This is a genomic window from Neorhizobium sp. PAMB6716 (assembly GCF_058242805.1).
Window position 1 is genome coordinate 388238 of the sequence record NZ_JBZAYW010000002.1, and the last position, 12358, is coordinate 400595.

Below are 12358 nucleotides of genomic sequence, written 5' to 3' on the forward strand. Positions count from 1 at the left end.
CCCTCGTTTGATGAAAGCATCAAGATGACCACAACGGCTCGCCTCCAATTCGAGGGTATCACCAAGACATTTCCAAGCGTCAAGGCGCTATCCGATGCGACCTTTTCCGTAAACCCCGGTGAAGTTCACGCTCTTCTCGGCGAAAACGGCGCGGGCAAGTCTACCCTGCTACGCATTTTGTCAGGTGTATCGCGCCAGACCAGCGGCGAGTTTTACGTCGATGGCACCCTCGCCACGTTTAAGAGCCCAGAGGATGCCCGCCGCGCCGGCATCGCGATGATCCATCAGGAACTGCAGCAGATTCCCAATCTGACGGTTGCGCAGAACATGTTTCTGGGCCATCCGCTGAAGACTGCTGGCGGCTTGTTAGTCAATCGCCGCGAGCAGGAAAAGCGCGCCGCTGCAGCGCTGGCCATGATCGATCCGTCGATCGATCCATCGACACCAATCAAGAACCTGAAAGTGGCGCAGCGGCAGATCGTCGAGATCGCCCGTGCCTTGCTCGAAAATGCCAAGATCGTCGCTATGGACGAGCCGACGTCGAGCCTGACCCCTGCCGAGTTCGAGAGCCTTGCCGTCATTATCGAGAAGATGGCGGCCTCTGGTGTTGCTGTTATTTATGTCTCGCACAAGATGGATGAGGTTTTTCGGATCTGCCATCAGGGCACTGTCATGCGTGATGGCAAGGTGGTGGGATCGGTCGATCTGCGTACCGCCGTGCAATCAGACGTAATTGCGATGATGGTCGGCCGCGAGCTTATGCAGGAAGAACACAATTCGTTTGTGAAGGAGGACGTTCGCGTCGAAGTGCGGGGCGTCTCCTCCGCCGTTACGCATGTCCGCGACGTCTCCTTCACGGTAAGACGCGGTGAGGTTGTTGGCATTGCAGGTCTGGTTGGCTCCGGGCGGACCGAGCTGCTGCGTCTCATGGCTGGCGTCGACAAGATCGCGTCCGGCGAGGTCTTCATTGACGGACATGCGCTGAAACTCACGAACCCGCGCTCCGCTATCACCGCCGGGATCGGTCTTTTGCCGGAAGAACGCAAGCGCGAAGGCATCATCCCCATGCGCCCGGTGTCACTTAACATGGCGCTGCCGTCGCTGCGAAAATTCGCGCAGGCCGGCGTCGTGCGCCATTCCGCCCTCAACAATGCCGCCGAAACACTGCTGAAGCGGGTCAATCTGCGGCCTTTTCAGATCGATCGCCCGATCAGATTATTTAGCGGTGGCAACCAGCAGAAGGCGATCATAGCGCGCTGGCTGGCAGCCGGTTCGGAAATTCTTCTGTTCGATGAACCGACTCGCGGCATCGATGTCGGCGCAAAGTCCGAGATCTATCATTTGATCGAAAATCTCGCTGCCGAGGGCAAGTCCGTTATCGTTGTGTCTTCGGAACTTCCCGAGGTCATACGGCTGTCGGATCGGGTCATCGTCATGCGCAACGGGCGCGTCGCCGCGCAACTGCAACGACATGAGCTGACGGAACAGGCCATCGTCTCTCACGCCGTCGGCGATGCTGAGCCAACTAAAAATTCCTCGACGCAGGAGCACATCCATGTCTGATATCGCCGCCGAAACGCCCAAGCGTTCTTCGAAACTCTTCAGCGCGTTTTCGCTGCGGGATGCCGGAACGCTCATCGGCCTGATCATCATCATGGCCGTGTTTGCCGTACTGGTGCCGGGCTTCGTTTCTGAACGCAACCTCATCAACATCTTGCAGCAATCAAGCATCAATGCCTGCATCGCGCTCGGCATGACGCTGGTCATCATTTCCGGCGGGATCGATCTTTCGGTCGGCCCGACGGCGGCAATCTCCGCCGTGCTGACCGCTACGCTACTCGTCACGGGTGTTCCGGTGCCGGTTGCGCTTCTCGCCGGTCTCGGCATTGGTGCCGTGTGCGGCCTCGTAAACGGCGTGCTGGTTGCCTATGTCGGTCTTCAACCTTTCATTGTCACGCTTGGGACGCTCAGCACCTATCGCGCCATCGCGCTGATCTATACGGGCGGCAATCCGGTTCTCGGTGTGCCGCAAGGCTTCCGGTCGCTGTTCAACGGGAGTGCGGCTGGTATCCCGAATTCTGTTATCATCGTTACGGTTGTCGCCTTCTGTGCCTGGGTCCTGCTCAAGAAAACGCCTATTGGTGAATACCTGCTCGCAGTCGGCGGCAATGAAGAAGCTTCTTATGTCGCCGGAGTGCCAATCGCGCTCACAAAGATCATCGCCTATGTCATCTCCGGTGTTTTGGCGGCACTTGCGTCCTTCATTCTGATCGGTCGCCTGGGTGCGGCGGAGCCTATCCTCGGTAATCTTTGGGAACTCGACGCCATTGCGGCTGCCGCCATCGGTGGAGCGTCGCTGATGGGCGGCAAGGGCTCCATTGTCGGCACGATCCTTGGCGCAATCATTCTCGGCGCCATGCGCAATGGTTTGACGTTGATGAATGTTCAGGCTTTCTATCAACTTCTGGCAACAGGCCTTATAATTCTTGTCGCAATGATGATCGATCGCGCGACAAGGGGACGGGGATGAATTCCGACAACATGGATCCGAAGGCCGTGGGCCCACGCATTCGCATGCGCTTGCCACTGCTGACGCCACTGGAAGCAAGGGTGGTCGAAACCGTGTTCGCGCTGCGCAGCTTCAATGACGACACGTCGCTGAAGGAAATCGCAACCGATGCTGGCGTTTCGGAGGCCATGGTTGTCAAGATTACCAAGAAATTGGGGTTCGCGGGCTATCGCGAATTCCGCAATGCAGTTTCCCAGTACAACCGTTTGCCGACAGCCGAAATGCACCAGGAACTGTCCTTGGAAGACACATCCCAGGAAATCATCCAGAAAGTGTTCCGGACCTCCATTCAGGCACTGGAAGAAACCCTGTCGATCATGGATGTCAAAGCGTTCGATCGCGCGGCTGACCTGATCCATGGTGCCCGTCAGCGTGACTTCTATGGTGTGGGTGGCTCGGCGCAGATCGCCCGCGATGCGGCCCACAAGTTTCTGCGGATCGGCGTGCGCGCCAGCGTCTATGACGATTCCCACATGATGCTCATGTCCGCTTCACTCTTGGGCAATGACGATATCGCGGTCGGCTTCTCGCACTCCGGCAACACTATGGCGGTGATTGAGGCAATGCAGATCGCAAGACGAAACGGTGCCCGCACCATCGCCATAACGAACTATAATGAGTCGCCGCTGGCGCAGCATGCCGACGTCGTTCTCTGTTCGACAGCGCAGGGTTCGCCGCTGATGGGAGAGAATGCCGCCGCCCGCATTGCGCAGCTCAATATTCTCGACGCAGTGTTCGTCGCCGTCGCACAACGCGACTACAGCGCCGCCGAAAACCATCTTGAAAAAACCATGGCGGCTGTCGCCTCCAAACGAAAAGACAAGTTCCTATGACTGCATCCCGCCCCGCTGTCGTCGTCTTCGGAAGTCTGCATTACGACATCATTGTCAAAGGCCCGGCGCGCCCGCGCAAGGGCGAGACGCTGACCGGCTCTGCGTGGAATCCGGCATGCGGCGGCAAGGGCGGAAATCAAGCGGTGTCTGCCGCGAAAGCCGGTGTGCGATCGGCAATGATCGGTGCGGTTGGCGACGACGAATTCGGGGGAGCGCTTCTTGCTAATCTCTCCGCAAACAGGGTCGAGTTGGATCATGTCAGGGTGATCGAAGGTGCTGCTTCCGGCATGAGCGTAGCCATCTTCGATTCCGAAGGCGACTATGGTGCAGTCATTGTGTCTGGCAGCAATCTTCAGCTCGGGCAGGCAGATGTGCAGCAGGCGGTATCGCTGTTTCAAGCAGGGAATATCCTGGTCCTGCAGAACGAAGTGCCGGATCCTGCAAATGTGCTGGCTGCTTCAGCGATGAAAAAAGCGGGCGGCAAGGTTGTTCTGAATGCGGCGCCGGTGAGAGATCTGTCGCCTGAACTGGCAGGGTTGATCGACGTTCTGGTTGTCAACGCGGTCGAGGCGGAAGCGCTGGCCGGTGGTGCTGCGGTCGATACGCTAGAAGGCGCGATTACCGCAGCACGCGTTCTTGCAAAATTCTTCCCGGTTGCTGTCGTTACCGCTGGCGGAGCGGGTGTGGCCTATGCGCAGCATGACGGCGAGGAGGCGACTATACCCGCCATCAAAATCAAACTCGTCAGCACGCATGGCGCAGGTGATGAGTTTATCGGCGTATTGGCGGCGCAATTGCTCCAGGGCGATGATATGAAGGCGGCACTTTCTGCCGCCAATCATGCAGCTGCGACCCTTGTTAGCTCGCAGCGCTGATTTCATCAGCCTTAATATCTGGTGCATCGACTACCTGCTATAGGGGTGACATCGTAGCTGTTACTTCAGTTGCCTGTGGCCAAAATTGCCCGTTTCTGAATAGATCAATGACTTGGATCACGTGGCCTCGCGGATGTCGGTTCATATCCCTTCAAGGCGTAGAACTGGCGTCCGAGCTAGGTCAGCGCTCGCTCGACGCTGCTTGGACGGCTGATTTCCCTCCAGAGGGGCGATTCACCCCCGCGAACATCAAGGGACGCAAGTATTGGTATTTCGACATCCCGGATGGACACGGTGGTACCAAACGTCGATATGTTGGTCCTGCTGACGATCCGGATATAGCACAACGCGTATCTGATCATAAGCGGGACAAGGACGACCTGCGCGCTCGCAGGCGGTTGGTAAATACCCTGACGCGCGAAGGTGGGATGATATCCCCCGACGCCATGTCGGGCGACATTGTCGAAGCTCTTGCCGATGGGGGGCTGTTTCGACTCCGTGGCGTTCTCATCGGCACGGTGGCCTTTCAATGCTATTCAGGGCTGCTAGGCGTGCGCCTTCCAATGGCTGCCATACTGACCGGCGATGCGGACATCGCACAGGATTATGCCATCAGTCGAGAGGTTGAAGATAGTCTGCCTCCGATCGTGGAGTTGCTGCAGCACGTCGACGCCAGTTTCCGGCCCGTTCCACATAGATCGGTATCAGGGGCCTCGTCAGCGTTTCAGAATGCCGACGGCTACAGAGTTGAATTCCTGACATCGAACCGTGGCTTGGATGACTACGTCGATCAGCCGGCGAAGATGCCTGCTCTTGGCGGTGCTAGCGCGGAGCCACTACGCTTTCTCGACTTTCTCATCAGGGAACCGGTCAGGACAATCCTGCTCCACCGAAGCGGCATCCCGGTCGTTGTCCCTGATCCGGTTCGGTATGCCGTCCATAAGCTCATAGTCGCAAGCCGTCGGCACACCGACGGGCAATGGCCAGCGAAGCGCGAGAAGGACATTCGCCAGGCAGCGCTGCTTTTTGAGGCGCTGCAGCAGACAAGGCGATCCGCCGACTTGGCCCTCGTCTGCAACGAGGCATGGGAGCGCGGCCCTGCGTGGCAAGACGCTATCCGAATTGGGGCGGGGATGCTGCCGGCACCAGATGCAGACCGGTTCAAAACGATCCTGATCGACGGCGCAAAGAAAAACCGCGAAGAAATTGAACTTCCGTTTCGCGAATAGACGTACTTGAATTGAATGCCAAGCTGCTGATCTCGTAGGAAGTGGCTCAGACAAATAGGGTGCCGAGAGTCCGATTCTGCTCAAGACCGAGCCTATGACCGCTTCGCGCCGTCCATGCACGAACCCGCTACGCGGGAGGGCGTGCGCGGCGAGTTTCGCATGATTATCTGAGGTTTTAGGCAGGCTGTTGGTGTTGCCTGACCATGACGTTCCCTTCAACGAGAGGAACGTTCAATGGCCAGCTTTCAACACGATGCCCCGACCACACCGCTCCGCCAGCGCATGCAGGAAGACATGCTGATGCGAGGGTTGGGATCCCACACTCGGCAGGACTACATCCGTCACGTTCGGCGCTTCGCTACGTTTCTTGGGCGCGCCCCGGACACCGCGACGGTCGAGGACATACGACGTTTCCAGTTGCATCAGCATGAGAACGGCGTAGGTCCTGCGACGATCAACAGCACGGTTTCGGCGCTACGCTTTCTGTTCACGGTGACGCTGAAGCGGCGGGATCTGGCCCGGGCGCTGGTGATAACGCGCAATCCGCGCAAGCTACCGGACGTGCTCAGTATTGAGGAAGCTGCCCGCTTACGGGAGGCGGCACCTGGCATCAAATACAAGGCCGCCCTCGGTGTGGCCTATGGTGCGGGCTTGCGCGTCTCCGAGGTCGCCCATCTCAAGGTCGATGACATCGACTCCAAACGCATGCTGATCCGGGTTGAACAAGGCAAGGGACGCAAGGATCGCAATGCCATGCTGTCTCCGCAGCTCCTCGAACTGCTGCGGCTTTGGTGGCGTGAAGGAAAGCGGCGCGGTGTGATGCTGCCTCACGGCTGGCTGTTTCCGGGGCGTAGCCGCACCGATCCGATCTCGTCGCGGCAACTTCATCGCGCGGTTCAGGAAGCTGCCGATGTTGCCGGCATCCACAAGCGCGTCAGCCCGCATACCTTGAGGCACAGCTTTGCCACCCATCTTCTGGAGGATGGCACCGATATCCGTGTCATCCAGGTTCTGCTCGGTCATAGCAAGCTGGAGACGACGGCTCTCTATGCGAAGGTCTCCACCCGAACCATTCATGCGGCCGCCGGACCTCTTGATCGGTTGATGGCGCTGATGGAAGGCAAAACGCCCTACGGCTGAACCATGCGTACCTCGATCGAGGTCGCCGATATCTTCCGTGCTGCAGGGCCGAACTATCGCAAAGTCCATACGGGACATCTCAGCTTGAGCCAGCTCAAGGTTATGTCGGCGGTCGAGCACTGCCGCACAGCGGCACTGGGCGGACATGTCGAGGCCTGCGAGGATTGTGGAGAGTGGCGCATCGCCTACAATTCCTGCCGCAACCGGCACTGCCCGAAGTGCCAGGGCGCCGCTGCACGCACATGGCTTGCCGAACGGGAGGCCGATCTCCTGCCTGTCGGATACTTCCACGTCGTCTTCACATTGCCAGCCGAGGTCGCCGCCATTGCCTTCCACAACAAGGCGCTGGTTTACGATCTGCTCTTTAAGGCCGCATCCGAGACGATGCTGACAATCGCTGCCGATCCGAAGCATATCGGCGCGCGCATCGGCATCACTGCCGTCCTGCACACATGGGGATCGGCCATGACCCATCATCCCCATGTTCACATGATCGTGCCAGGTGGTGGCATCGCGCTCGATGGATCACGCTGGATATCGTCACGTCCGGCATTCCTCCTGCCGGTTCGTGTGCTCGGCAAGCTATTCCGGCGCTTGTTCCTGACACGGCTGCTCCAATTCCACGATGCCGGGCGGCTCGCCTTCTTCGGTTCGGCTACGCCTCTGGCTGATCGCCGGGCATTTGTAAGATACCTGTCGCCAGTCCGCAGGAAGCGCTGGATCGTCTATGCCAAGCCGCCCTTTGCGGGGCCGGAAGCAGTGCTTGCCTATCTGTCGCGCTACACGCACCGGGTCGCCATCTCGAACAGTCGCCTGATCGCGTTCGATAAAACGGACGTCACCTTCCGCTACAAGAATTACCGCCGTGACGGCTGCGATCGGCAGCAGGTTATGACGCTCGCGGTCGACGAGTTCATCCGCCGTTTCCTGCTCCATGTCTTGCCGCGCGGCTTCCACCGCATCCGGCATTACGGTCTGCTCGCCGGCAGTTCTCGAAAGACCAGCATCGCTCGTGCCCGCGAGCTCCTCAATGCTGCCCCGCCGCCCCCTGATGAGGCGAACGACGAACCGACCGACATCCGGCCGCCATGCCAATGCTGCGGTGGACGGATGGTCGTCATCGAAGTGCTCAAGCGCTGGCGGCAACCACGTGGACCACCAGACGAGCCAGCAACGAACCGGGAGAGTGCGTCATGACCCGGCATGGCCGGATCCATTCATATGGTCTACTCACCGCAGAGCTGGCCAACGGGTAGGGCTGTGCCAGCCCCTATGGCGAGGGCATTCAGCACGGCAAACATGCGCTCATTCACTCCGAAAATCCGGAGAACTATACATGCAATCCTCGCCCTCGAAGCGCCGGTACTGGCAACTGCCGCTGCGATTGGCCGCCCGCTGGAAGCGACAATCCACAAAACCCCATAGCGCAGAGAATGCCGACCGCGGGTTCCTGCATGAGAGGCTTTCGTACGCCTGACGGCACCCGAAACCCTTCACCCGTTCAGACGTTGGGACCCGCAGCCTCTGCGCCAAAAGCGGCCATTTAGAAATGAGCGTCTCCGGCATCATTGCAAGCCAACGGACTACATCTTGACCCACACGCCGCCTTCAGCCGACTGCGCCATCGCGTGCACCACACGTTCGATGTCCAGGCCCCGTTCAAAGTCAATCACATGAGCGTCGCGCTTGCCGGAGATCGCCTGCAGGAGCTCATGACATTCGATCACCTTTAAATCGTTGAACCCCAAGCCGTGACCCGGTGCAGGAATGAACTGACGATAGGGCGGGTGGGTCGGTGCCGCTAGAAGCGTGCGATAACCCTGAAGACCCGCCGCATCGTCCGTCGAATAGATCTGCAACTCGTTCATTCGTTCCTGGTCGAAAAGAACTGATCCGTTCGAACCAAAGACCTGCAGCGCGATCCGACCCTTTCTGCCCCAAGCGGCACGATTGACCATCAGCACACCGGATGCGCCAGTCTCCGTCCGAAAGAGCGCCTGGGCGATATCGTCGTTCTCGACGAGCCGGAATCCTCCATCTGTCGTTGGTCTTTCCGGGTAGGGTTTGGCCATATCGGCGATCACCGCGGTTATGCACCCGTGGAGAACGGCCAGCAGCGAGAGCGGGTGAACCGCGAAGTCATCGAGTGCGCCGTATCCCGATCTCTTCTCGCTCTTCCAGTAGAAAGACTTGGAGGGGTCCGCCATGAAGTCCTCGTCCATCTCCAGCCGGATATGGTTGACGATCCCAATTCTGCCTTCGGTAATCAGTGTGCGGGCGAGCCGGATCATGGGATTCTGGATGTAGTTGTATCCCAAGATTGCCGTTCGACCCGAGCGTCTCGCAGCATCCCGCATGCGCGTGGCATCCTCCAGGGACGTGGCCATCGGCTTTTCGCACCAGACATGCTTGCCAGATTCCAGAGCCGCTACAGCCATTTCCGCGTGGAGCTGGTTGGGGGCTGCGATCGAGATCACATCGATCGTTGGATCGGCCACGAGATCGCGCCAGTCTCCCGTGCCTCTGCCGAAACCGAAGGCCAGCGCCTGCTGTTGCGCGAGCTCCGGCATCGCATCGGCGAGCGCGACAAGCCGTGGTCTCTCCACATCCGGAAAAACCGTTGCCACGGAGGTCCAGGCCAGGGCATGGCACTTGCCCATATAGCCAGAACCGATCAGCCCCACACCCAGTCCCATCGCGCCCTCCTTGAGGCTAAGGTTTCAGTTTTACGCTATCAGAAGCTCGGCGCTACGAGACCGGCCCTGCGATGAGCAGCAATCACTGTGTTGGCCATCAGCATGGCAATCGTCATGGGACCGACGCCGCCCGGAACCGGTGAGATCGCCTTGGCGACCCGCTGACATTCGGAAAAGGCGACGTCGCCTACAAGCTTGAATTTGCCCTCGCCCTTTTCAGGCGCGGCAACGCGGTTGATGCCGACATCAATGACGGTGGCACCTGGCTTCAGCCAGTCGGCCTTGACCATTTCGGCACGCCCGACGGCGGCAACTAGGATATCCGCCTGACGGGCGAGTTCCGGCAGATCGCAGCTACGCGAATGGCCGATCGTGACCGTCGCATCGGCATTGAGCAGGAGCTGCGCCATCGGCTTGCCGAACAGGTTGGAACGGCCGATGACGAGGGCGTTGAGGCCAGAGAGGTCTTTGCCGTGGATCTGGCGCACGAGGATCATCGCGCCTGCCGGCGTACAGGAGAGAAGGCCGGTCTTCGGGTCGCCCGTTGCCAGCTTGCCGGCATTGACGATATGCAATCCATCGACATCCTTCTCTGGCAGGATCGACTGGATGACAGGCTCGCTGTCGAGATGCTTGGGGAGCGGCAATTGCACGAGGATGCCGTCGATATCAGGATCGGCATTGAGGGACGCGACCAGCGCCATCAGATCGCCTTGAGCGGTGTCTCCAGACAGAGTGTGCTGGATGGAGTTGAAGCCGCACTGCTTGGCCATGCGGCTCTTCGCGCCGACATAGGCATGGCTTGCCGGATCCTCGCCGACAATGACGACCGCGAGACCTGGTTTGCGATGGCCGGAGGCTTCCAGCTTCGTTGCCCACGACGTTACCGCTTCAATCACCGAAGCGGCGGCGGCCTTTCCGTCGATGATAACAGTCATGAGTCACCCCATGCGCTCGGAGGCGTATGAGCCTGGGCTTGCCGGGAAGACGACCGTACGATTGCCGTTGATGAAGGTGCGGTGGTGGATATGGGCGTGGATGGCGCGTGCCAGCACCTGGCTTTCAACGTCACGGCCGATCGAGACATAATCGTCGGCCGATTGCGCATGGGTGATGCGGGCGACGTCTTGCTCGATGATCGGACCTTCGTCGAGATCGACCGTAACGTAATGCGCGGTTGCCCCGATCAGCTTCACGCCGCGCTCGAAGGCCTGCTTGTAGGGGTTGGCACCCTTGAAGGACGGCAGGAAGGAGTGGTGGATGTTGATGATCTTGCCGGACATTTTCTGGCACATCTGGTCGGACAGGATCTGCATGTAGCGGGCAAGGACAATCAGTTCCGTTCCGGTCTGCTCGACGAGGTCCATGATGCGGGCCTCAGCCTCAAGCTTGTTGGCTTTGGTCACCGGAATATGGTGGAAGGGGATGTCGTGGTTCACGACGACCTTCTGGTAGTCGAAGTGGTTGGAGACCACGCCGACGATCTCGATCGGAAGCGCGCCGATTTTCCAGCGATAGAGAAGGTCGTTCAGGCAGTGACCGAAGCGCGAGACCATCAGCAGCACCTTCATGCGCTTGGCGGCGTCATGCAGGTTCCAGCTCATGCCAAACTGCTCGGCCACGGGCAGAAAGCCCTTTTCGAGCTTGGCTTCATTGGCGCCGTCCTCCGAGATGAAAGAGACGCGCATGAAGAACTGGCCGGTGTGGAGGTCGTCGAACTGGGAACTATCGACGATGTTGCAGCCCTGCTCGGCGAGGTAGCCGGAAATCGCGGCCACGATGCCGCGGGTCGATGGGCAGGATACGGTGAGCACATAGGTCTTCATGGGAGGCGAATTCTCCGAATGTCGGTCTGGAAGTAGGTCACGTTGAAAAGAGAGGCGATGCGGATCTTTTCATGCCCGCATCGCCTCAGGTCGCCCGGGAGGCTCAGGCGCGGGATTTCTTCTTCTGGCGGTGTACGTCGATGACGACGGCCGCGACGATGATCGCACCCTTGACGATCTCCTGATAGTAAGCGCCGACCTTGAGGAAGGTGAACCCGGACGTGACGACGCCCAGGATGATGGTGCCAATGACAGTTCCCGTGATGCGCCCAATGCCGCCTGTCAGCGAGGTGCCGCCGATGACGGCTGCGGCGATCGCGTCGAGCTCGAACGAAATGCCCATGTTTGGCTGACCGGACTGTGCTCGCGCTGCCAGCATCACCCCGGCAAGACCCGACAGCATACCCGCAACAGCATAGACCTTGATGAGATGCTTGCCGATGTCGATGCCGGAGACACGGGCCGCCTGCGGGTTGGCGCCAATGGCATAAGTGAACTTGCCGTAGCGGGTGTAGCAGAGCGCGATATGACAGATCGTGGCTACGATGAAGAAGACGATCACTGTGCGCGGAACCGGAAAGCCCCAGAGATCGAAGCTCTGTCCCAGCCAGGTAAAGTTCTTGTTGAGCAGAGCGACAGGCTGCCCCTCAGTGTACCATTTGGCGAGGCCGCGTGCAGTCACCATCATGCCGAGCGTGGCGATGAAGGGCGGAATGCCAGTTTTTGCAATGATGAGGCCGTTGATGTAGCCGAGCAACGCGCCGAGCAGGATGCCGGCCAGAAGCGGCCATAACGGGCTGGAATCGATAAACCAGTCCATGCCAAAGGCGGCGTATTCGGGTTGCAGAAACACGGCTCGCGCGTTCATCGACGTTTGGGCGAAACTGGCTACGACCATGGCGATGAAGCCGACCATTGAACCCGACGACAGATCAATGCCGCCCGTGATGATCACCTGGGTGACCCCGACCGCGATAATGCCGGTGACGGCGACCTGCAGCACGATAATCGACAGACGCTGCTTGTTGCCGAGGAAGCTCTCGCCGACAACATACCAGCCGATGATTTCAAAAACGAGAGCGATCCCGATCAGGACGGCCAGGATTGAGACTTCAGGTGGCAGCCGTCGGACCTTCTTGAGGCCCGTCTTGGACGTCTCGCCGAGTTCGTTGGTGGCATCTGGCATGATT

Annotated in this window: 11 protein-coding genes; 7 read left to right on the plus strand and 4 right to left on the minus strand. The window is 59.4% G+C overall.

Annotated features, from left to right (window positions below):
* Positions 1 to 24 precede the first annotated feature (24 nt).
* The 7 genes from AC4CWH_RS20385 (at position 25) to AC4CWH_RS20415 (ending at position 7843) form a co-directional block, all read left to right on the plus strand.
* Entirely contained in the window at positions 25 to 1563 is a 1539-nt protein-coding gene (locus AC4CWH_RS20385) for a sugar ABC transporter ATP-binding protein (RefSeq protein WP_491322100.1), read from the plus strand.
* On the plus strand, positions 1556 to 2530 hold the full coding sequence (locus tag AC4CWH_RS20390; RefSeq protein ID WP_491322101.1) for an ABC transporter permease: 975 nt from the start codon (positions 1556 to 1558) through the stop codon (positions 2528 to 2530). Before AC4CWH_RS20385 ends, AC4CWH_RS20390 begins: the two co-directional genes overlap by 8 nt.
* Positions 2527 to 3402, plus strand: coding sequence for a MurR/RpiR family transcriptional regulator (locus tag AC4CWH_RS20395; protein WP_491322102.1), 876 nt, complete (start codon positions 2527 to 2529; stop codon positions 3400 to 3402). Before AC4CWH_RS20390 ends, AC4CWH_RS20395 begins: the two co-directional genes overlap by 4 nt.
* Positions 3399 to 4277: a ribokinase gene (locus tag AC4CWH_RS20400; protein ID WP_491322103.1), complete on the plus strand. Its 879-nt coding sequence runs from the start codon at positions 3399 to 3401 to the stop codon at positions 4275 to 4277. Before AC4CWH_RS20395 ends, AC4CWH_RS20400 begins: the two co-directional genes overlap by 4 nt.
* A 107-nt stretch (positions 4278 to 4384) precedes the next feature.
* On the plus strand, positions 4385 to 5506 hold the full coding sequence (locus AC4CWH_RS20405) for a nucleotidyltransferase family protein (protein WP_491322104.1): 1122 nt from the start codon (positions 4385 to 4387) through the stop codon (positions 5504 to 5506).
* A gap of 234 nt (positions 5507 to 5740) precedes the next feature.
* Complete coding sequence (locus tag AC4CWH_RS20410; protein WP_491322105.1) at positions 5741 to 6646, plus strand: tyrosine-type recombinase/integrase; 906 nt, start codon at positions 5741 to 5743, stop codon at positions 6644 to 6646.
* Between the two features lie 3 nt (positions 6647 to 6649).
* The gene (locus tag AC4CWH_RS20415; RefSeq protein ID WP_491322106.1) at positions 6650 to 7843 is read left to right on the plus strand and encodes an IS91 family transposase; all 1194 of its coding nucleotides are present in this window, start codon (positions 6650 to 6652) and stop codon (positions 7841 to 7843) included.
* A gap of 386 nt (positions 7844 to 8229) precedes the next feature.
* Here AC4CWH_RS20415 and AC4CWH_RS20420 read toward each other — a convergent pair whose 3' ends face one another.
* The 4 genes from AC4CWH_RS20420 to AC4CWH_RS20435 form a co-directional block, all read right to left on the minus strand.
* On the minus strand, positions 8230 to 9342 hold the full coding sequence (locus AC4CWH_RS20420) for a Gfo/Idh/MocA family protein (protein ID WP_491322107.1): 1113 nt from the start codon (positions 9340 to 9342) through the stop codon (positions 8230 to 8232).
* A gap of 38 nt (positions 9343 to 9380) precedes the next feature.
* Positions 9381 to 10280 (minus strand): bifunctional methylenetetrahydrofolate dehydrogenase/methenyltetrahydrofolate cyclohydrolase FolD, encoded by a 900-nt coding sequence (gene folD / locus AC4CWH_RS20425; RefSeq protein ID WP_491322108.1) that lies wholly within the window; start codon positions 10278 to 10280, stop codon positions 9381 to 9383.
* Between the two features lie 3 nt (positions 10281 to 10283).
* On the minus strand, positions 10284 to 11168 hold the full coding sequence (purU, locus tag AC4CWH_RS20430; RefSeq protein WP_491322109.1) for a formyltetrahydrofolate deformylase: 885 nt from the start codon (positions 11166 to 11168) through the stop codon (positions 10284 to 10286).
* A 103-nt stretch (positions 11169 to 11271) separates the two neighbouring features.
* A complete protein-coding gene (locus AC4CWH_RS20435; protein WP_491322110.1) occupies positions 11272 to 12354 on the minus strand; it encodes an ABC transporter permease in 1083 nt (360 codons plus the stop codon).
* Positions 12355 to 12358 lie beyond the last annotated feature (4 nt).